This is a genomic window from Blastococcus tunisiensis, assembly GCF_900112815.1.
GTDB classification, from domain to species: domain Bacteria; phylum Actinomycetota; class Actinomycetes; order Mycobacteriales; family Geodermatophilaceae; genus Blastococcus_B; species Blastococcus_B tunisiensis.
In genome coordinates this window covers 198,591-218,143 of sequence record NZ_FOND01000005.1, presented here as the reverse complement: position 1 = coordinate 218,143, position 19,553 = coordinate 198,591, and the positions used below count along the sequence as shown (strand labels likewise).

Annotated in this window: 19 protein-coding genes and 3 tRNA genes; 9 read left to right on the top strand and 13 right to left on the bottom strand. The window is 74.6% G+C overall.

Features of this window, described 5'->3' with window-relative positions:
- Nucleotides 1-4: 4 nt before the first annotated feature.
- Nucleotides 5-661, bottom strand: a complete 657-nt coding sequence (locus BM142_RS08695) for a DUF7373 family lipoprotein (protein ID WP_092196371.1) — start codon at nt 659-661, stop codon at nt 5-7.
- On the bottom strand, nt 658-1,806 hold the full coding sequence (locus tag BM142_RS08690; RefSeq protein WP_092196370.1) for a D-alanine--D-alanine ligase family protein: 1,149 nt from the start codon (nt 1,804-1,806) through the stop codon (nt 658-660). Before BM142_RS08690 ends, BM142_RS08695 begins: the two co-directional genes overlap by 4 nt.
- Nucleotides 1,807-1,846: 40 nt before the next feature.
- Between BM142_RS08690 and BM142_RS08685 the strand changes: the two genes are divergently transcribed.
- Nucleotides 1,847-2,611: a CDP-alcohol phosphatidyltransferase family protein gene (locus BM142_RS08685; protein WP_217640643.1), complete on the top strand. Its 765-nt coding sequence runs from the start codon at nt 1,847-1,849 to the stop codon at nt 2,609-2,611.
- On the opposite strand, the gene BM142_RS08680 is transcribed toward BM142_RS08685, so the two are convergent.
- The 3 genes from BM142_RS08680 to BM142_RS08670 form a co-directional block, all read right to left on the bottom strand.
- The gene (locus BM142_RS08680; RefSeq protein ID WP_092196368.1) at nt 2,594-3,760 is read right to left on the bottom strand and encodes a cystathionine gamma-lyase; all 1,167 of its coding nucleotides are present in this window, start codon (nt 3,758-3,760) and stop codon (nt 2,594-2,596) included. The two genes, BM142_RS08685 and BM142_RS08680, sit on opposite strands and share 18 nt — an antisense overlap.
- A gap of 74 nt (nt 3,761-3,834) precedes the next feature.
- Nucleotides 3,835-4,830, bottom strand: coding sequence for an NAD(P)H-dependent glycerol-3-phosphate dehydrogenase (locus tag BM142_RS08675; RefSeq protein ID WP_092196367.1), 996 nt, complete (start codon nt 4,828-4,830; stop codon nt 3,835-3,837).
- Entirely contained in the window at nt 4,827-5,651 is an 825-nt protein-coding gene (locus BM142_RS08670) for a lysophospholipid acyltransferase family protein (RefSeq protein ID WP_254790678.1), read from the bottom strand. The genes BM142_RS08675 and BM142_RS08670 overlap by 4 nt, the downstream gene beginning before the upstream one ends.
- 138 nt (nt 5,652-5,789) lie before the next feature.
- Between BM142_RS08670 and cofC the strand changes: the two genes are divergently transcribed.
- From cofC to BM142_RS08655, 3 genes are read left to right on the top strand one after another with little or no spacing between them, the layout of a single operon-like run.
- Entirely contained in the window at nt 5,790-6,419 is a 630-nt protein-coding gene (cofC, locus tag BM142_RS08665) for a 2-phospho-L-lactate guanylyltransferase (protein ID WP_092196365.1), read from the top strand.
- Nucleotides 6,420-6,479: 60 nt separating this feature from the next.
- A complete protein-coding gene (locus BM142_RS08660) occupies nt 6,480-8,549 on the top strand; it encodes an RNA degradosome polyphosphate kinase (RefSeq protein ID WP_254790676.1) in 2,070 nt (689 codons plus the stop codon).
- On the top strand, nt 8,533-9,462 hold the full coding sequence (locus tag BM142_RS08655) for an NUDIX hydrolase (RefSeq protein WP_092196363.1): 930 nt from the start codon (nt 8,533-8,535) through the stop codon (nt 9,460-9,462). The genes BM142_RS08660 and BM142_RS08655 overlap by 17 nt, the downstream gene beginning before the upstream one ends.
- A gap of 17 nt (nt 9,463-9,479) precedes the next feature.
- Here the strand turns inward: BM142_RS08655 and leuD are convergent, their stop codons facing one another.
- A complete protein-coding gene (gene leuD, locus BM142_RS08650) occupies nt 9,480-10,079 on the bottom strand; it encodes a 3-isopropylmalate dehydratase small subunit (protein WP_092196362.1) in 600 nt (199 codons plus the stop codon).
- 17 nt (nt 10,080-10,096) lie between these two features.
- The gene (leuC, locus tag BM142_RS08645; protein ID WP_092196361.1) at nt 10,097-11,518 is read right to left on the bottom strand and encodes a 3-isopropylmalate dehydratase large subunit; all 1,422 of its coding nucleotides are present in this window, start codon (nt 11,516-11,518) and stop codon (nt 10,097-10,099) included.
- A gap of 56 nt (nt 11,519-11,574) precedes the next feature.
- Here leuC and BM142_RS08640 point away from each other — a divergent pair, with 56 nt between their 5' ends.
- Genes BM142_RS08640 through BM142_RS08625 form a run of 4 tightly spaced genes read left to right on the top strand, consistent with a single transcriptional unit; the run spans nt 11,575 to nt 14,784 of the window.
- A complete protein-coding gene (locus tag BM142_RS08640) occupies nt 11,575-12,297 on the top strand; it encodes an IclR family transcriptional regulator (protein ID WP_470278184.1) in 723 nt (240 codons plus the stop codon).
- A 58-nt stretch (nt 12,298-12,355) separates the two neighbouring features.
- Nucleotides 12,356-12,868 carry an ArsR/SmtB family transcription factor gene (locus BM142_RS08635; RefSeq protein WP_092196359.1) on the top strand — a complete coding sequence of 171 codons (513 nt, stop codon included), beginning with the start codon at nt 12,356-12,358 and terminating at the stop codon, nt 12,866-12,868.
- Nucleotides 12,865-13,677, top strand: coding sequence for a M23 family metallopeptidase (locus tag BM142_RS08630; RefSeq protein ID WP_092196358.1), 813 nt, complete (start codon nt 12,865-12,867; stop codon nt 13,675-13,677). Before BM142_RS08635 ends, BM142_RS08630 begins: the two co-directional genes overlap by 4 nt.
- A gap of 3 nt (nt 13,678-13,680) precedes the next feature.
- Nucleotides 13,681-14,784, top strand: a complete 1,104-nt coding sequence (locus tag BM142_RS08625) for a sulfite oxidase (protein WP_092196357.1) — start codon at nt 13,681-13,683, stop codon at nt 14,782-14,784.
- 84 nt (nt 14,785-14,868) lie between these two features.
- Here BM142_RS08625 and BM142_RS08620 read toward each other — a convergent pair.
- The 6 genes from BM142_RS08620 to BM142_RS08595 all read right to left on the bottom strand — a co-directional run bounded on the left by BM142_RS08620 (nt 14,869) and on the right by BM142_RS08595 (nt 19,114).
- Nucleotides 14,869-14,941: transfer RNA gene (locus BM142_RS08620), tRNA-Glu, on the bottom strand.
- A gap of 289 nt (nt 14,942-15,230) precedes the next feature.
- A tRNA-Glu gene (locus BM142_RS08615) sits at nt 15,231-15,303 on the bottom strand.
- A 48-nt stretch (nt 15,304-15,351) separates the two neighbouring features.
- Nucleotides 15,352-15,423 (bottom strand) — tRNA-Gln (locus BM142_RS08610).
- Nucleotides 15,424-15,567: 144 nt separating this feature from the next.
- Nucleotides 15,568-16,485 carry a CPBP family intramembrane glutamic endopeptidase gene (locus BM142_RS08605; RefSeq protein ID WP_092196356.1) on the bottom strand — a complete coding sequence of 306 codons (918 nt, stop codon included), beginning with the start codon at nt 16,483-16,485 and terminating at the stop codon, nt 15,568-15,570.
- Nucleotides 16,486-16,799: 314 nt separating this feature from the next.
- The gene (gltX, locus tag BM142_RS08600; protein WP_092196355.1) at nt 16,800-18,305 is read right to left on the bottom strand and encodes a glutamate--tRNA ligase; all 1,506 of its coding nucleotides are present in this window, start codon (nt 18,303-18,305) and stop codon (nt 16,800-16,802) included.
- On the bottom strand, nt 18,302-19,114 hold the full coding sequence (locus BM142_RS08595; protein WP_092196354.1) for a fumarylacetoacetate hydrolase family protein: 813 nt from the start codon (nt 19,112-19,114) through the stop codon (nt 18,302-18,304). The genes gltX and BM142_RS08595 overlap by 4 nt, the downstream gene beginning before the upstream one ends.
- A 42-nt stretch (nt 19,115-19,156) precedes the next feature.
- Here BM142_RS08595 and BM142_RS08590 point away from each other — a divergent pair, with 42 nt between their 5' ends.
- Complete coding sequence (locus BM142_RS08590) at nt 19,157-19,537, top strand: VOC family protein (protein ID WP_092196353.1); 381 nt, start codon at nt 19,157-19,159, stop codon at nt 19,535-19,537.
- The last annotated feature ends 16 nt before the right edge of the window (nt 19,538-19,553 follow it).

The window sequence follows — 19,553 nt, the reverse complement described above, 5'->3', positions numbered from 1 at the left end:
GGGATCACCGCGGCGGCAGCCGGTCCAGCTGGGCGGCCAGGACGGCGCGGACCTCCTCCTCGGCGGCGTCGACGGAGTCCGCCACGGCGGTCACCCCCACGCTGAAGACGCCCTGACCGCACCAGGCGAACACCGCCGGTCCGGGGAGGTCCGGACCCGGTTGGTCGACCGACAGCAGCCGGCATCCCCCGGGCAGGTCGATCGGGTCGTCCTGGAGCACGCCCGCGTAGTGCGCGGCGTCGTTGCGGGCGAGGTCCTCGGCGTAGGCGGCGGCCCCGGCCCGGGTCTCGAACTGGTCGACGAAGACGCCCGTCATCCGGGCCGGTCCGGTCCCCCAGAACCGCTCCCAGCCGAACCGGTAGCCGTAGTCCTCGAGCACCTCCCGCTCGCGCGCCGGGTCGTCGGCGTAGCCGGCGACGTCGGCCGCGCGCTTGGCGCCGGCGGGCGGCTCCAGGGCGTCGTCGGCCAGCCGGGGCAGCCCTGAGGGCACCATCGTGACGAGCCGGGCCTCCAGCTGCTCCGCGGAGGCGGGCAGGGGCCCGCGGGGCGCCGCCGTCGGCACGCCGTCGACCGCCCGGGTGCACCCGGTCAGCACCAGGAGGCAGGGCAGGACGGCGAGCAGGACGGCACCCCGGCTGGGCCGGGGCCGCCCGCGGATCACCGAGCGGTCCGGGAGCCGCCGTCCACCGCGGACCGCACCAGCCGATCCACGAGCTCGGGGTAGGCGACCCCGCTGGCCGCCCACATGCGGGGGAACATCGAGATCGGGGTGAAGCCCGGCATCGTGTTCACCTCGTTGATGACCAGGCGGTCGCTGCCGTCGGGGCCGGTGCCCAGGAAGAAGTCGACGCGGGCCAGCCCCCGGCAGTCCATCGCCTGGTAGGCCCGCAGCGAGGCCGCCTGCACCGCCGCGGTCTGCTCCGGGGTGAGGTCGGCCGGGACGTCGAAGTCCACGGAGTCGTCGAGGTACTTGGCCGAGAAGTCGTACCAGTCCACGCCGGGACGCAGCCGGATCTCGGCCGGCAGGCTGGCCTGCGGCAGGCCGCCGTCGACGCCGGCGAGGACGCCGCATTCGATCTCGCGGCCGGGCACGGAGGCCTCGACGACCACCTTCGGGTCGACGGCCGCGGCGGTGGCGACCGCCTCGGGGAACTGCGCCCAGTCGGTGACCTTGGTGATGCCGATGCTGGACCCGGCCCGCGAGGGCTTGACGAACACCGGCAGGCCCAGCCGCTCCCGCGCCGACTCGTCCAGCAGCCCGGGGTCGGGGCAGACGGCCCCCGTGGCGTCGCGCAGGACGACGTGGTCGCCCTGCGGGAGCCCGGCGGCGGCCAGCAGCTTCTTCGTGAACTCCTTGTCCATCGAGGCGGCGCTGGCGAACACCCCGGAGCCCACGTAGGGCAGGCCGGCCATCTCCAGCAGCCCCTGGATGGTCCCGTCCTCGCCGTAGGCCCCGTGCAGCACGGGGAACACGACGTCGACGCCGGTCAGCGCCGGACCGATCGCGGCGCCGGGCTCCAGCACCGCGAGGCCCCGGCCGGCCGGATCGCCGACCAGGGAGACGGCGGTGCCGCCGGTGACCTCGGGCAGCGCCCCGTCGGTGATCGCCAGCGGCTGCCCGGCGTCCGCCAGAACCCAGCCGCCGTCGCGCGTGATCCCGACCCGCACGACCTCGTAGCGGTCGGGATCGAGGGCGGCGATCACGCTGCCCGCCGAGACGCAGGAGATGGCGTGCTCGGCGCTGCGCCCGCCGAACACGACCGCGATCCGCACCTTCTCCGACCGCCCGGCCGCCATCCCGCTCATCACCGCGACCCTAGTGGAGCGGGTGTGACAACCTCGTCGCGTGCGCGAGAACCCGGCCCCCCGTGCAGTGGGCCCGGCGCCGGCCGCGTTCCCGCTCCGGCTGCGCCTGGCCGGTGCGGCCGTCCACCTCTACACCGCGAGCGGCGCGGTCCTCGGCCTGCTGATCGTCCTGGCCGCCCTCGAGGGAGCCGTGGAGAGGGCCCTCTGGCTGGTGCTGGCGACGCTGGTCGTCGACGGCACGGACGGGATGCTCGCCCGCCGGTTCCGGGTCAAGGAGACGATCCCCTGGCTCGACGGCGCCCGCATGGACGACATCGTCGACTACCTCACCTTCACCTTCGCGCCGGTCGTCCTGCTGTGGGCGGCCGACCGGCTGCCCGGAGGGGCGCTCGGCTGGGTGGTGGCCGCACTGCCGCTGCTGGCCTCGTGCTACCAGTTCTGCCGGGTCGACGCGAAGACCGAGGACCACTTCTTCCTCGGCTTCCCGAGCTACTGGAACATCGCCGCGTTCTACCTGATCGTGTTCGACGTCGGCCCGGGCGCCACGGCCTTCGTCCTCGTCGTCCTCCCCGTGCTGGTCTTCGTGCCGGTCAAGTACGTGTACCCCTCGCGCACCCGGCACCTGCCCCGGCTCAACCTGGCGCTGGCCGGCGCCTGGCTGGTCACCTACGCCGTGCTGCTGGCCCAGTACCCCGACCCGCACCCGGTCGTGGCGGCGCTGAGCCTGGCCTACGTCGTCTACTACGTGGTCGTCAGCGTCTGGCTGACGGTCGGCGCCCCGGCCCGCTCACGCCGCGGCGGATAGCCCGCGCTCGAGGTCCTCGACCAGGTCGTCGGTGTCCTCGATGCCGCAGGAGAGCCGCACGAAGCCGGGGGCCACGGCGTCCGCGCCCCACTGGGCGCGCCGGTCGATCGAGCTGTGCACGCCGCCGAAACTGGTGGCCGCCGTCCACAGCCGGGTCGCGGCCAGCAGGCGGGCCACCGCATCGGCGTCCGGGAGCTCGGCGGAGACGACGCCGTTGGGCCGCAGCATCTGCACCGCGGCGAGGGCCGAGGAGGGGTCCCCCGGCAGCCACGGCCACCGCACCCCGCCGACCGACGGCGTGGACGCGAGCAGCGCCGCCACGGCGGCGGCGTTGGTGGCCTGGCGGGCCAGCCGGAGGTCCAGCGTGCTCATGGACCGGTGCCCCAGCCACGCCTCGAACGGCCCGGGGGTGCTCCCCGTCCGGTTGCGGAAGCCGGTGAGCCGGGCGAGCAGCGCGTCGTCGGTGGTGCTCACGTGGCCGAGCAGCAGGTCGCTGTGCCCGGTGAGCGCCTTGGTGTCGCTGCCGACGGTCATGTGCGCCCCCAGCTCCAGCGGCCGCTGGCCGAGGGGCGTGGCGGTGGTGTTGTCCACCGCCACCAGGGCGCCGGCGGCGCGGGCGGCGCGGGCCACCGCGGCGATGTCGCAGACGTCGAGCTGCGGGTTGCTGGGGGTCTCCAGGAGGACCAGCCGGACGCCGTCCAGCCCGCCCTCCGCGGCGAAGGCATCGATGCCGGGCGTCGGGACGTACTCGACGTCGATCCCGAACCGGGCGAGCTCCTCCGCCGCCAGGAGCCGGGTCGTGTAGTAACCGTCCGACGGCAGGACCACCCGGTCCCCGGAGCCGGCGCAGGAGAGCACGGCGGCGGTCAGGGCGGCCATGCCGGTGGCGAAGGACAGGCAGTGCCCGCCGTCCAGCTCACCGACGGCGGACTCGAACTCGCGCAGCGTGGGGTGCTCCGTGCGGGCGTAGGCGTCCGCGCCACCCGCCCGGGGCGGGAGGTCGGCCAGGTGGAACGGGGCGGCGAACACCGGTGAGGGGCGCAGCGGTGCCCCCGCGACGGCGGGGCCCTCCCCCGCCCGCACCGACCGGGTGCCGTCCCCCCACCCGCGCACTGCTCCCGGGTCGCTCCCGCGGGGCGCTCCGCTCATCACCCCTGGTTCGCTCCCGCGGGGCGCTCCGCTCCTCGCTCGTTCCTCGCTGCGATGCTCACGCCCCTGTCCGCTCACTCCGGCTTCGCCTCGCGGGACATGATCTCGCGCACCATCCGCGCCGGGGACTCGCCCTCGTGGCAGACCCGCACGACGGCCTCGGTGATCGGCACGTCGATGCCGTGGGCACGGGCGAGGTCGAGCACCGAGCGGCAGCTCTTCACGCCCTCCGCCGTCTGCCGGGTGCTCTCCTGCACCTCCGCCACCGACATCCCGCGGCCCAGCTTCTCGCCGAAGGTGCGGTTGCGGGACAGCGGCGAGCTGCAGGTGGCCACCAGGTCGCCCAGCCCGGCCAGCCCGGCGAACGTGGTGAGCTCCGCCCCCAGGGCCATGCCCAGCCGGGCGGTCTCGGCCAGCCCGCGGGTGATCAGCGAGGCCCGGGTGTTGTCGCCGAAGCCGAGCCCCTCGGCGATCCCGCAGGCCAGGGCGATGACGTTCTTGACGGCGCCGCCCAGCTCGCAGCCGACCATGTCGGGGTTGGTGTAGGGCCGGAAGTAGGGCGTGTGGCAGGCGACCTGCAGCCGGCCGGCGCGCTCGGTGTCGGGGCAGGCGATCACGGTGGCGGCGGGCTGCTCCTCGGCGATCTCGCGGGCGAGGTTGGGCCCGGAGAGCACGGCGACGCGATCGATGCCGGCGCCGGTGACCTCGCAGATGACCTCGCTCATCCGCTTCGTCGTCCCCAGCTCGATGCCCTTCATGAGCGAGAGCAGGGTGGCGTCGCCGGGCAGCAGCGGGGTCCACTCGGTGAGGTTGGTGCGCAGCGACTGCGACGGGACGGCCAGGACGACGACGTCGGCGTCCAGCAGCGCCTCGCCCGCCTCGGCCGTGGCCCGGACCGCTCCCGGGAGCCGCACCCCGGGCAGGTAGTCGCGGTTCTCCCTGTCGTCGGTGATGGCCTTCGCCAGCTCGGGGCGGCGGGCGTGCAGCATCACGTCGCACCCGGCGTCGGCCAGGACCTTCGCGAACGTGGTGCCCCACGAACCGGCCCCGAGGACCGCGGCGCGCGTCACGCGACGCTGCCCGCGACGTCGCCGGGCAGCTCGCGGCGCGGGCGGGCGAAGAAGGTCTGCGGCGCCGGTTCCCCCCGGAGCTCGGCCAGTTCGTCGCGTACGCGGGTCATGATCAGGTCCGTCGTCTCCCTCAGCAGTGCGGCGGTCAACGGCTGCCCTTCCCGCACGCGGGCGCGCTGGTCGGCGAGGTCCACCGGCTCCCCGACCCGGTAGCCGGCGGGCGCCCGCAGGCGCAGGCGCAGCTTCCTGCGGTGGTAGTCGTGCACGTCCTGCGGGCCCCACTGGGCCACCGGCAGGACGACGGCGTCCGTCGTGAGCGCGAGCCGGGCCACCCCGGTGCGCGACTGCATGGGCCACCAGGCCGGGTCCCGGGTGACCGACCCCTCCGGGTAGATCACCACGACGTTGCCCGCGTCGAGATCGGCCTTCGCCGCGTCGAGCGCCTCGTGCGCGGAGTCGGAGAAGCGGGCCACGGGGATCTGGCCGGCGCTGCGCAGCAGCGTCCCGGCGAAGCCGCGGAACACCGACTCCTTGGCCAGGAAGTGCGGCAACCGGCCGTTGTCGAAGACCAGCCGGGCACAGGCCAGCGGATCGAGGATCGAGATGTGGTTGGCGACGAGCAGGACCGGGCCGGTCGGGGGCAGCCGGTCCCCGTGCTGGTACCGCAGCCGGAACATGAGCGCCGACACGGGGTAGACGACGACGATCGCCGCGGCCATGCCGTAGGACACCCGGCCACGGGTGCGCCACTTCCGCGGCCGCGACCGGACGCGCCGCAGGACCGCCGAGCGCCCCGCTCCCGCAGGCGACTGCTCCGCCACCGGCCCTCCTCCCGTCGTCGCTGTGATCCTGCCCATGATCGACCCTCGGCCCCGCCGCGACGCGCACCGGGTCCCCCGTCCGTGGCCGGTGTCCCCCGCGCGGGCCGGGTGCGGCCGCGGGTGTGCTGACATGGGCACGTGCCCCGCTGGTCCGTCGTCGTCCCCGCCAAGCGGCTGGACGTCGCCAAGACGCGGCTCCGACCGCTCACCGCCGACCGCGACGACGCGGGGGCGACGCACCGCGAACTGGTCCTGGCCCTGCTGGCCGACACGGTCGCCGCGGCCGTCGCGTGCCCCCTCGTCGGATCGGTGTTGGTGGTCACCGACGACCCGGACGCGGCCGGTGTCGTCCGCGCCCTCGGTGCCACCACCGTCGGCGACGAGCCCGACCGGGGCCTGAACCCCGCGCTCGAGCACGGCGCGCACAGCGTCCCGGGACCGGCGGTGGCCGCGCTCTCCTCCGACCTGCCGGCGTTGCGGCCCGCCGAGCTCGGCGCGGCCCTCGCCGCCGTCGCCGGTGCGACCCGCGCGTTCGTCGCGGACGCGCAGGGCACCGGGACGACGCTGCTGGCCGCGGTCGGCACCGCGCTGCTGCCCGAGTTCGGCCCCGGGTCGGCCGCGGCGCACCTGCGCAGCGGCGCGGCCGCGCTGACCGGGACCTGGCCGGGGCTGGTGCGGGACGTCGACACCGAGGCCGACCTGCGGGCCGCGCTCGAGCTCGGCACCGGACCGCGGACGACGGCGGTCGCGCGGCGTCTGGCGCGCTGAGCACGGCGGTCCGGCGGAGTTGATCACTCACCGTTCACCCCGGTGCGGCACGATGGCGTCGTGCCCTCCGAGAGCCCGTCCCGCACCAGGACCCTGCCCTCCGACCGGTTCCTCAACCGGGAGCTGTCGTGGCTGGACTTCAACGCCCGTGTCCTCGAGCTCGCCGAGGACGAGGGGCTGCCGCTGCTGGAGCGGGTGAAGTTCCTCGCCATCTTCGCCAGCAACCTCGACGAGTTCTTCATGGTCCGCATCGCCGGGCTCAAGCGGCGGCAGACGACCGGCCTCACCGTGCGCTCCGCCGACGGCCTGACCATCCGCGAGCAGCTGGAGCTGGTCACCGCCCGCACGCAGGAGCTCGTCCAGCGGCACGCCGACGTCTTCATCAAGGACGTCTCCCCCCGGCTGGAGGACGTGGGCATCCGGATCGTGCACTGGTCGGACCTGCCCGACGAGGACACCCGCCGGCTGCGCGAGTACTTCCGCGACCAGGTCTTCCCGGTGCTCACCCCGCTGGCCGTCGACCCGGCGCACCCCTTCCCCTACATCAGCGGGCTCTCGCTCAACCTCGCCGTCTCGGTGCGCGACCCCGACACCGGCAACCCACGGTTCGCCCGGCTGAAGGTGCCCAACAACGTCCCCCGGTTCATCCCCGTGGGCCCGGCCGGGACCACGACGTTCCTGCTCCTCGAGGACCTCATCTCCGCGCACCTCACCCAGCTGTTCCCGGGGCTGGACGTGCTCGACCACCACCTGTTCCGGGTCACCCGCAACGCGGACATGGAGGTCGAGGAGGACCGGGACGAGGACCTGCTGCAGGCCCTGGAGCGGGAACTGGCCCGGCGCCGGTTCGGCCCCGCGGTGCGGCTGGAGGTCACCGACTCCATGGATCCGCAGATCCTCGAGGTGCTGGTCTCCGAGCTGGAGATCAGTCCCGCCGACGTCGTCACCGTGCCGGGCCCGCTGGACCTCGCGGCGCTGATGGCCCTCTACGACCTGGACCGACCGGAGCTCAAGGACGAGCCGTTCGTCCCGGCCACCCACCCGCGCCTGTCCGAGGGCGAGACCCCGATGAGCGTCTTCGCCACGCTGCGCGAGGGCGACGTGCTGGTGCACCACCCCTACGACTCGTTCGCCACCAGCGTGCAGCGCTTCATCGAGCAGGCGGCCGCGGACCCGAACGTGCTGGCGATCAAGCAGACGCTCTACCGCACCTCGGGCGACTCCCCGATCGTGAACGCCCTCATCGACGCGGCCGAGGCGGGCAAGCAGGTCGTCGTCCTGGTGGAGATCAAGGCCCGGTTCGACGAGGAGGCCAACATCACCTGGGCCCGCTCGCTGGAGCGCGCCGGCTGTCACGTCGTCTACGGCCTGGTCGGGCTCAAGACCCACTGCAAGACGGCGCTGGTCGTCCGCCGCGAGCACGGCGTGCTCCGCCGCTACTGCCACATCGGCACCGGCAACTACAACCCGAAGACCGCGCGCATCTACGAGGACCTCGGCATCCTGACCGCCGACCCGCGGGTCGGGGCCGACCTCACCGACCTGTTCAACACGCTCACCGGCTACTCGCGGCAGACCAACTACCGGATGCTCATGGTCGCCCCGCACGGCATCCGCGCCGGCCTGCTGGAGAAGATCCGCCGCGAGGCCCGGCACGCCGCCGAGGGCAAGCCGGCGGGCATCCGCTTCAAGCTCAACTCGCTGGTGGACGAGCGGATCATCGACGCCCTGTACGAGGCGTCGGCCGCCGGCGTGCCGGTCGAGCTGTTCATCCGCGGCATCTGCGCCCTGCGCCCGGGAGTACCCGGGATGTCGGAGACGATCCGGGTCCGCTCCATCGTCGGCCGCTTCCTGGAGCACTCGCGGGTCATGTCCTTCGAGAACGACGGCGACCACGAGTGGTGGATCGGCAGCAGCGACCTGATGCACCGCAACCTCGACCGTCGCGTCGAGGTGCTGCTGCGGGTGTGCGACGAGACGGCGCGGCGCCAGCTGGCGCGGATGTTCGACGAGGCCATGGGGCCCGACGTCCGCAGCTGGCAGCTCGGTGGGGACGGGGGCTGGACCCGCACCGGGGAGATCGACTACCAGGCGCAGCGCCTGGCCCAGGTCGGTGAGCACGCTGGCTGAGCCGCCCCGCACGGTCGTCGCCGCCGGAGGGGTCGTGTGGCGCCCGCAGGAGGACGGCGGGATCGAGGTCGCGATCGCCCATCGGCCGCGCTACGACGACTGGTCGCTGCCCAAGGGCAAGCTCGACCGCGGCGAGCACCCGCTGACCGCCGCCGTCCGCGAGGTGGGCGAGGAGACCGGCCTCGCGGCGGTGGTCGGCCGGCGCAGCATCCGGACCAGCTATCCGGTGCTCGAGGGGCTCAAGCGGGTCGACTACTGGGCGATGCAGGCGGTCGGGGGCGACTTCGAACCCAATGCCGAGGTCGACGAACTGCGCTGGCTGCCGCCCGCCGAGGCCGCCGCCCTGTGCACGCACGAGCACGACCGGGCCGTGGTGGCCGACCTGCTCCGGGACGACGTCCCCCGCATGCCGACGCTGGTGCTCGTCCGCCACGGGCACGCGGGCAGCAAGAGCGACTGGGACGGTCCCGACGACCTCCGGCCGCTCGACGCCCGGGGCCGGCGGGAAGCCGCACGCCTGGCCGAGGTCCTCCCCGCGTTCGCCCCCACCGCGGTCCTGTCGGCCCGGCGGGCGCGCTGCGAGGAGACCGTCGCCCCGCTGGCCGAGCGACTGGGGGTTCCCGTCGAGCCGCTCGCCGAGCTCGGGGAGGAGGAGTTCGCCGCCGACCCGGAGGCGGGGCTGGCCGTCGTGGAGCGGCTGCTCGCGCCACGGCCCGCCCCGGGTGTCACCGTCGTCTGCAGCCAGGGCGGCGCGATCCCGTCGGTCCTCATGGCCCTCGGCGTGCGGGTCGAGGGAGTCCGGCTGTACCCGCCGTGCGCCAAGGGCAGCGTCTGGGTGCTCGGCGGCCGGCCCGGGGAGTTGTCCGCGGACTACTACCGGGACTTCGACGCCGACCCCGACGCGCTGTCCTAGTGGACGGCCCCGTCGCCTCAGATGGCGGGGAGCGCCGTGGGCAGCCAGGCCGGGCGGGTCGCCTCGAAGGCCGCGATGTCGTCGAGGTTGCGCTCGGTGAGCCCGACGTCGTCCAGCCCCTCGAGCAGCCGCCAGCGGGTGTAGTCGTCGACGTCGAACGGCACCGTCACGTCGGCGTAGCTCACCAGCTTGGCCTGCAGGTCCACGGTCACCGGCGTGGCCGGGTCGGCCTCGATCCGGGCCCACAGCGCCTCGACGTCGGCCTGCGGCAGGACGACGGTCAGCAGCCCGTCCTTGGTCGAGTTGTTGCGGAAGATGTCGGCGAACCGCGAGCTGATGACGACCCGGAAGCCGCCGTCCTTGAGCGCCCACACCGCGTGCTCGCGGGAGGAGCCGGTGCCGAAGTCGGGGCCGGCGACCAGGACGGAGGCGTCGGCGTACTGCGGCTGGTTGAGCACGAAGTCCGGCTCGTTGGTCCGCCAGGCCTTGAACAGGCCGTCGGCGAAGCCGGTGCGGGTGATCCGCTTGAGGTACTCGGCCGGGATGATCTGGTCGGTGTCGACGTTCGACCGGCGCAGCGGCGCCGCGGTACCGGTGTGGGTGGTGAAGGCGTCCATGGTCGTTGGCTCCAGTCTCAGACGACGGCCGGTGCGGCGGGGGTCAGGTCGGCCGGGGCGGTGAGCTTCCCGGTGAGGGCCGTCGCGGCGGCGACGGACGGCGACACCAGGTGGGTGCGCCCACCCTTGCCCTGCCGGCCCTGGAAGTTGCGGTTGCTGGTGGAGGCCGACCGCTCGCCGGGCTTGAGCTGGTCGGGGTTCATCCCGAGGCACATGGAGCAGCCCGCGCCGCGCCACTCGGCGCCGGCGTCCAGGAACACCCGGTCGAGGCCCTCGGCCTCGGCCTGCGCCTTGACGCCGACCGAACCGGGGACGACGAGCATCCGGGTGTCGGCGTCGATCCGCTTGCCGCGCAGCAGCTCGGCGGCGATCCGCAGGTCCTCGATCCGGCCGTTGGTGCAGGAGCCGAGGAAGACGGTGTCGACCTCGATCTCGCGCAGCGGCGTGCCCGGCTCGAGGCCCATGTAGGCCAGCGCCTGCTCGGCGGCGCGGCGTTCGCCCTCGTCGGCGAAGTCGGCCGGGTCGGGGACGATGCCGTCGATCGGCAGGCCCTGCCCGGGGTTGGTGCCCCACGTGACGAAGGGGGTGAGCGTCGATGCGTCGAGCACCACCTCGCGGTCGAAGACGGCGCCCTCGTCGGTGCGCAGGGTCTGCCAGTGCTCGACCGCGGCGTCCCAGTCGGCGCCCTGCGGCGCGTGCGGACGGCCCTGGAGGAAGTCGAAGGTGGTGCGGTCCGGCGCGATGAGGCCGGCCTTGGCGCCGGCCTCGATCGACATGTTGCAGATGGTCATCCGGGCCTCCATCGACAGCGCCTCGATGGCGCTGCCGCGGTACTCGATGACGTGACCCTGGGCGCCGTTGGTCCCGATCTCGGCGATGACCGCCAGGATGACGTCCTTGGACGAGACCCCCGCGGGGAGCTCGCCCTCCACCGTGACGGCCATCTGCTTGGGCGCGTACTGCGGCAGGGTCTGGGTGGCGAGCACGTGCTCGACCTCGCTGGTGCCGATGCCGAACGCCAGCGCTCCGAACGCCCCGTGGGTGGAGGTGTGACTGTCGCCGCACACGATGGTCATGCCCGGCTGCGTGAGGCCCAGCTGCGGGCCGATGACGTGCACGATGCCCTGGTCGCGGTCGCCCATCGGGGCCAGCCGGATGCCGAACTCCGCGGCGTTGCTCCGCAGGGCCTCGATCTGGGCCCGGCTCACCGGGTCGGCGATGGGGCTGAGGATGTCGAGGGTCGGGACGTTGTGGTCCTCGGTCGCCATGGTCAGGTCCGGCCGGCGGACCGTGCGCCCGGCGGACCGGAGCCCGTCGAAGGCCTGCGGGCTGGTCACCTCGTGCACGAGGTGCAGGTCGATGTAGAGCAGGTCGGGCTCGCCCGCGGTGCTGCGCACCACGTGGGCCTCGTAGACCTTCTCGGCCAGGGTCTTCGGCACGGTCCGTCCTCTCACCGGGGGCCCCCTCCGCGCGGTCGCGGTAGCGATCTCACGGTATGGGATGCAAGTATTGCTGTATGGGACAGCCTAACCCCGTCGCCGTCTTGGACAAAGCGGTGACCATTCTCCGCGCCGTGGCCGACGAGCCGGCCACCCTCGCCGAGCTGGTCAGCCGCACCGGACTGCCCCGCGCGACCGCCCACCGGCTGGCCGTCGCGCTCGAGGGTCACCGCCTCGTCCGGCGGACGCAGGAGGGCGCCTGGGCCCCCGGCCCGGCGCTGGCCGAGCTCGGTCGCGGCGGCGCCGACCTCGCCGACCTGGCCGCCCGACACCTGGCCACCCTGCGCGACGCGAGCGGGGAGAGCGCCCAGTTCTACGTGCGCGACGGCGCCACGCGCGTCTGCGTGGCCGCGGCCGAGCGCGCCAGCGGGCTGCGCGACACCGTGCCGGTCGGCGCCCGGTTGCCCATGACGGCCGGCTCGGCGGCGCACGCCCTGCTCGCGTTCACGCCGGCCGACGAGGTCACCCGGTTGCTGCCGTCCGCGAGCTTCACCGCCCGCACCCTCCTCGACGTCCGCCGGCGCGGGTGGGCGCACAGCGTGGCCGAGCGGGAACCGGGGGTCGCCTCGCTGTCCGCGCCGGTGCGCGACGGCTCGGGGACGGTCCTGGGCGCGGTGTCCATCTCCGGCCCGGTCGAGCGCCTCGGCCGCCGGCCCAGCCCGGCGATCGTCGGGGCGGTCCTGGACGCGGCCGCCGCGATCTCCCGCGCGGTCCGCTGACGCTGCGTCGCCGGTACGTCGCTTGCGACGGTTATACGTAGTTCCGTAGCATCCGCGCATGGACGACGCCCGCCTGCGCGCCATCGAGGAGCGGCTGGCCGCCCTCGAGCGTGCCGCACCGCACCGCGCCCCTGCCGACGGACCGGAGGGCGCCGGCGCCCGCTTCTGGGTCCTCGACGGGCTGGACGCCGACGCCGGCGCGCTGCCCGGCGGGGCGGTCGTCTACGCCGGGCGGGTCGCCCTGCCCACCGGCGAGGAGTACGCCTGGCAGCGCACCCACGCCGCCGACCAGGCGCGCGGGGACGACGCGGCCGACGCGGCCACCGCACCGGTGCTCGCCGCCCTGGCCCACCCGGTGCGCCTGCGGCTGCTGCGGGAGGTGCTGTCCGGCTGCACGAGCACGGCGGCCCTCGCCGCGCTACCGGGCCTGGGCACCAGCGGCCAGCTGCACCACCACCTCCGGCAGCTGACCGCGGCGGGCTGGCTGCGCACCACGGCCCGTGGCGCCTACGCCGTGCCGGCCGAGCGGGTCGTCCCGCTGCACGTCGTCCTCGCGGCGGTGACGGCATGAACCCGCGCCGTGCCGCCGCCCGGACCCGTCCGCTGCTGCTGGTCCCCGGCGTGCTGCTCATCGCCGCGGGTGAGATCGGCGTGACCCTGGGCCCGCTGATCGGCTTCCTGCTGCTGGTCGCGTTCATCGTCCTGGACCGGGTCGGGCCCCCGGACGCGCCGGTGCGCGTCGTCGAGCCGCCCGTGGACGGCCCCTGGCGGGCGCTGAACTCCCCCGCGACGAAGGTGCCCTCGCACGGCACCCACGGCCTCGGGCAGACCTGGGCGATCGACCTGGCGGCCGAGCCGGCCGACGGTGGGCGGCCGGCGTTCGGGTCCGGCGGCCAGTGGCGGCCGGTCACCGACTACCCGGCCTTCGGGCTGCCGATCCGCTCCCCCGTTCCCGGCACGGTCGTCCGGGTGCACGACCGGCGCCGCGACCACCGGGCCCGCAGCGGCTGGCTGTCCCTCGTGTTCCTGGTGGTCGTCGAGGGCTTCGTGCGCCAGGTGGCCGGCAGCCGGTGGCTGCTCGGCAACCACGTCGTCGTGGACGCCGGCGACGGCACGTACGCGGTGCTGGCGCACCTGCGCCGCGGCTCCGTGCGGGTGGCCGTCGGGGACGCCGTCGACGCCGGCCGGCAGGTGGCCGAGTGCGGCAACTCGGGCAACAGCAGCGAGCCGCACCTGCACGTGCAGCTGACCGACTCGCCGTGGATCGCCGGCGCCTGCGGCCGGCCGATGGCGTTCCGGGGCGGCGCGGCCGACGGCGGCGACGGCCTGCCGGCGGACGACGAAGTACTGGACGCCGCCGCCCGCCCGGCCGGACACTGACCCATGACCGCCACCGAGAACCGCGGGATGGCCCGGATCGCCGAGCCCGGCGAGGGCATCGGCCTCGACGAGCTCGCCCTGGCCACCCGCAACCACGGCCTGCCCCTGGAGGCCCTCCGGTACGACGTGACCCCGCCCGGGTTGCACTACGTGCTCACCCACTTCGACATCCCCGCCGTCGACCCGGCCTCCTGGCAGCTCCGCATCGGTGGCGCCGTCGACCGTCCGCTCGCCCTCCGCCTCGACGACCTGGTGCGGCGGCCTGCGGTCACCTCCCGCGTGCTGCTCGAGTGCGCCGGCAACGGCCGGGCCCGACTCGAGCCGCGGCCGGTCAGCCAGCCCTGGCTGCTGGAGGCCGTCGGGACGGCGGAGTGGACCGGCACGCCGCTGGCCCCGCTGCTGGAGGAGGCCGGGATCTCCCCCGCCGCCGTCGACGTCGCCTTCACCGGTGCCGACCACGGCGTGGAGCGCGGCGTCGAGCAGGACTACGCCCGGGGGCTGCCGCTGGCCGACGCGCTGCACCCGGAGGCGCTGCTGGTCTGGGCGATGAACGGGCAGCCGCTCCCGCCGCAGCACGGTGCGCCGCTGCGGCTGCTGGTCCCCGGCTGGTACGGGATGGCCCACGTGAAGTGGCTGACCCGCATCGACGTGCTGACCGAGCCCTTCACCGGCTACCAGAACGCCACGGCCTACCGGCTGAAGGTGGACGCGGAGGAGGCCGGCGACCCGGTCACCCGCATCCGGCCGCGCGCGCTGATGGCCCCGCCCGGCTGGCCGGACTTCATGACCCGGGAGCGGTTCGTCCGCGCCGGCGCCGTGCCGCTGTCGGGGCGGGCGTGGTCCGGGCGCGCCCCGGTCACGCGGGTGGAGGTGAGCACCGACGGCGGCCGCACCTGGGAGGACGCCGCGCTCGGACCGGCCGACCCCGACCACCCGTTCGCCTGGCGCGGCTGGACCTGCGCGTGGACCGCGGCCCCCGGGGCGCACGAGCTGCTGGTGCGGGCCACCGACGAGCAGGGCACCCAGCCGGTCGAGCCGGAGTGGAACCGGCAGGGCATGGCGAACAACCTCGTGCAGCGGGTGCCGGTCACGGTACTGCCGGGCTGAGCCGCCGGATCCCGACCGCGGAGCCGGGCACTCCCGGGAACGGCGAGAGCCCCCGACCTGCCGGTCGGGGGCTCTCGCACGGTGTAGCCCCGAAGGGATTCGAACCCTCGCTACCGCCGTGAGAGGGCGGCGTCCTAGGCCGCTAGACGACGGGGCCGTGCTCGCACATTCTGCCACGCGCCGCGGACGCCGCGACGCACACCCCCGGCCCCCGCCATGATCAGGGAACCTGATCATGGAGCGTCCTCCCTCGGCGTGGGCGGTGCGGGAGGACGCTCGGAGCTGAGGGAGGACGCGCCCGGAGCCACGACCGGACCCACGACCGGAACCGGATCCGTGGCCGTCCCCCGACTCGCGTCCGGAGCCAGGACCGGAACCGCGACCGTGGCTGTCCCGACAGACGCCGAGAGCCCCCGGCCGGGAAGGCCGGGGGCTCTCGATCGCTGTAGCCCCGAAGGGATTCGAACCCTCGCTACCGCCGTGAGAGGGCGGCGTCCTGGGCCGCTAGACGACGGGGCCGTGCGGTGGTGCGGAGGAGCTGCATCGCCAGGAACCGATGCTTCCTCGCTGGGGTACCAGGACTCGAACCTAGACTAACGGAACCAGAAACCGTCGGGCTGCCAATTACCCCATACCCCATGGGTGGCACCTCGCGGCGCCGCAGAAGACGATACCCGACCGGCCGGGCCGGGGTGGCACCACCCCCCGGTGACCGACGGGAACGACCGTCCCCCAGGGGCCCGCGCCGAGCTCGCGGGGCGTGGGGGGACGTCCGGTCCTCGGTCAGCGCGCCGGGACGAGGGCGGGCTGCGGCACCCGGAGGTCGACGGCCGCGGTCCACGTCTCGGGCAGCAGCCGGCGGCGGGACCGCGCGACCAGGACGACGTAGCCGCCCATCGACGCGAGGCTGACCACGGCGAACGCGAGGCCGATCCCGGCGGGGACCTCGTCGGTCGCCACCCCCTCCCCGAGGCTGCCGGCCAGCACGAACACGAGCACGTTGTTCACCGCGTGCAGCACGATCGCCGCCTCCAGCCCGCCGGTCAGCCAGACGACGGCCGAGGCGGCCAGCCCGAAGGCGAAGCGGTCGAGGAACGTCAGCGGGTCCTGAGGGCCGTGCGCCAGCGCGAACAGCGCGGCGGTGAGCAGTGCGGCCACCACCGCGCCGACCTGGGGTGCGCGGATCCAGCCGGCGATCGTCTGGCTGAGGTAGCCGCGGAACACGTACTCCTCGGCTGCCGACTGCAACGGCGTCGTCAGCAGGACGACGACCAGCAACCAGCCGAACGAGGACACCGGCCCGGTCACCTCCTCGCCGCCCACCGTGAAGCCGAGCAGCACCGAGACGCCGATGCCGACGCCGAGGGTGGCCAGGGCGCGCAGGGTGTACGGCAGCAGCAGGCGCCGGCGCAACCGGGCCAGCACCGAGGAGGACCAGCCTCGGGGCATCCCGTGCGCCACGGCCCAGGCCATCCAGACCGCGGGGATGGCGACGATCAGCGAGGCGTTGAGGAACAGCAGGACCCAGGGGTTGCTGAACTCCACGAGGTCGATGTCCGGGAGCGTGCCGACCTCGGCGCCGGACGCCAGGGCGCCGAACAGCCCGGCGACGGCGGTCACCACGCTCAGGGCGAGGTACACCACGGCGAGCAGCAGCAGCCCCAGCAGCGGCCGCCACCAGGCCCAGTCACGGGAGCGCATGGCCCGCAGGAACGTCCTCGGCTCGTCGTGCGGCGGAGTGCCGGGCGGGGGCGCCCACCGGAGCACGGGCGGCGGCGGGACCGGGGACCACGGCCCCGGGGCCGGGCCCGGGCCCACGGCACCGGGACCCCAGCGGGCGAGAGCCCACGGCGGCGGCTCGGGCTGCGGCCACGGTGGCGGCCCCTGGGGCGGGACTCCCCACGGTCCGGGAGCCGGCGGCGCGGCCCACGGCGGCGCCAGCTGCCACGGTTCGGGACGTCGCGTCGGCGGCGGCCCCTCGTACACCTCGGGCGCGGGGTCCCTCCCCGGTCCGGTCATCCGGCGGTCGGTCCGCCGCCGTCCGCGGGAACGGCGCGGGCGGCGGCGAGGCGGGCGAGCGTGCGCTCGCGGCCCAGCAGCTCGATGGACTCGTAGAGCGGCGGGGACACGGTGCGCCCGCTCACGGCCACGCGCACCGGCCCGAAGGCCTGGCGCGGCTTGCGTCCGAGCCCGTCGACCAACGCCGTCCTCAGCGCCTCCTCGATCCGCGCGGTGGACCACTCGGGCAGCGAGCTCAGCGCGGCGGTCGCGGCGTCCAGCACCTCCGCGGCGTCGGGGCCCAACTGCTTCTCGGCGGCCGCGGGCTCGATCTCCACGTCGGTCACGAAGAGGAACCGCAGCAGCCCCACGGCCTCCGAGAGCACGATCATCCGCTCCTGGGCCATCGGCGCGATGACCTCGAGGATGCGCTGCTGCTCCGCGGTCGGCGGCTGTGCGACCAGCCCGGCGCCGGCGAGATGGGGGGTGACCCGCTCGACGAACTCATCGACCGGCAGTGCCCGCAGGTGCGTGGCGTTGATCGCCTCCGCCTTCTTGAGGTCGAAGCGGGCCGGGTTGGCGCTCACCCGGGTGACGTCGAAGGCCTCGACCATCTCCGCCATGGAGAAGATGTCGCGGTCCTCGGCGATCGACCAGCCGAGCAGAGCCAGGTAGTTGGCGAATCCCTCGGGCAGGAAACCGCGCTCGCGGTAGACGTCGAGGTTGGACTGCGGATCGCGCTTGGAGAGCTTCTTGTTGCCGTCACCGGTCACGTAGGGCAGGTGCCCGAAGCGGGGGGTGCCGGTCGCGACGCCGATGTCGGTGAGCGCCGCGTACAGCGCCAGCTGCCGCGGGGTGGACGGCAGGAGGTCCTCGCCGCGCAGCACGTCGGTGATGCCCATCAGCGCGTCGTCGACGGGGTTGACGAAGGGGTAGAGCGGCGCGCCGTTGCCCCGGACCAGGACGAAGTCCGGCACCGAACCGGCGCCGAACCGCACCTCGCCGCGCACCAGGTCGGTCCACACCAGGTCCTCGTCGGGCATCCGCAGCCGCAGGACCGGGCTCCGCCCCTCGTCCCGGAAGGCCGCCTTCTGCGCATCGGTGAGGAACCGGTCGGCGTTGTCGTACCCGAGCTTGGGGTCCTGGCCCGCGGTCCGGCGGCGGGCGTCGACCTCCTCGTTGGTCGAGAAGGACTCGTAGGCGTGCCCGGCGGCGAGCAGCTTCGCCGCCACGTCGGCGTAGACCTCGCGCCGCTCGGACTGCCGGTACGGCCCGTGGGGTCCCCCGACCTCCGGCCCCTCGTCCCAGTCCAGCCCGAGCCAGCGCAGGCAGTCGAGCAGGTGCCGGTAGGACTCCTCGGAGTCCCGCGAGGCGTCGGTGTCCTCGATCCGGACGACGAACGTGCCGCCGGTGTGCCGGGCGTGCGCCCAGTTGAACAGCGCCGTGCGCATCAGCCCGACGTGCACCATCCCGGTGGGCGACGGGCAGAAACGCGTCCGGACCTCGCCCGCGGGAGGGGTCACGGGGCGCCGCCGGCGGTGGAGACGCCCTCCGCCTCGGTCACGGTGTTGGTCAGCGAGCCCAGGCCCTGGATCGTGACCTCGACCTGCTGGCCCGGGCGGATCGGGCCCACCCCCGACGGGGTGCCGGTGAGGACGACGTCACCGGGCAGCAACGTCATCACCTGCGAGATGTAGGAGACGAGCGTCGACACGTCGAAGATGAGCTGGCTGGTGCGGCCCTGCTGCCGCGGCTCGCCGTCCACCGTGCAGGTGACCTCGAGGTCGGCCGGGTCCAGCCCCAGCCCGCCGAGGTCGGTCTCGATCCAGGGGCCGATCGGGCAGAAGGAGTCGAAGCCCTTGGCGCGGGTCCACTGCCCGTCGCTCTTCTGCATGTCCCGCTCGGTGACGTCGTTGCCGATCGTGTAGCCGAAGATGCTGGCGGCCGCCTGATCCGGGGTCACGTTCCGGGCCCCGCGGGCGCCGATGACGACGCCGAGCTCGGCCTCGTGGTGCACGTTCGTGCTGCCCGGGGGGATGCGGATCGCGTCGCCGGGGCCGATCACCGCCGTCGAGGGCTTGAGGAACAGCAGGGGCTCCTTCGGGGCGTCCCCGGTGTTCATCTCCGCGACGTGCGCCGCGTAGTTCTTGCCCACGCAGACCACCTTGCTCGGGAGGATCGGCGAGAGCAGCCGGATGTCGGCCTGGGCGTAGCGGGCCCCGGTGAAGGAGATCCGGCCGAAGGGGTGCCCCTCGATCTGGGCCACCTGGCCGTCTCCGTCGAGGACGCCGAAGGACATGCCCTGGGGGGAGGCGAAACGAACGATGCGCACGGACCGAGGTTAGTCGGACCGCTTCCTGCCTACCGTCCGCCCATGGCCTGCCGCTTCTCCGAGCTCGTCGTCGACAGCCGCGACCCCGAGTCGCTCGCCGCCTTCTGGGCCGCCGTCCTGGACTACCGGGTCCTCGGCCGGGACGACGACGGGGCGGTGGAGATCGGCCCGGAGGCCGGCTTCGGCGGCCCGGCACCGACGCTGGTGTTCGCGCCCGTGGCCGGTCCCACGCCGGGCAAGGTGCGGCTGCACATCGACGTCAGCCCCACCGACCGCGACCAGGACGAGGAGCTGGCGCGGCTGCTGGGCCTGGGCGCCACCCGCGCCGACGTCGGCCAGCGCGGCGACGAGAGCTGGCACGTGCTGGCCGACCCGGAGGACAACGAGTTCTGCCTCCTCCGCAGCCGGGTCCCAGCCGTGTGACGGGGACGGCGCCCCG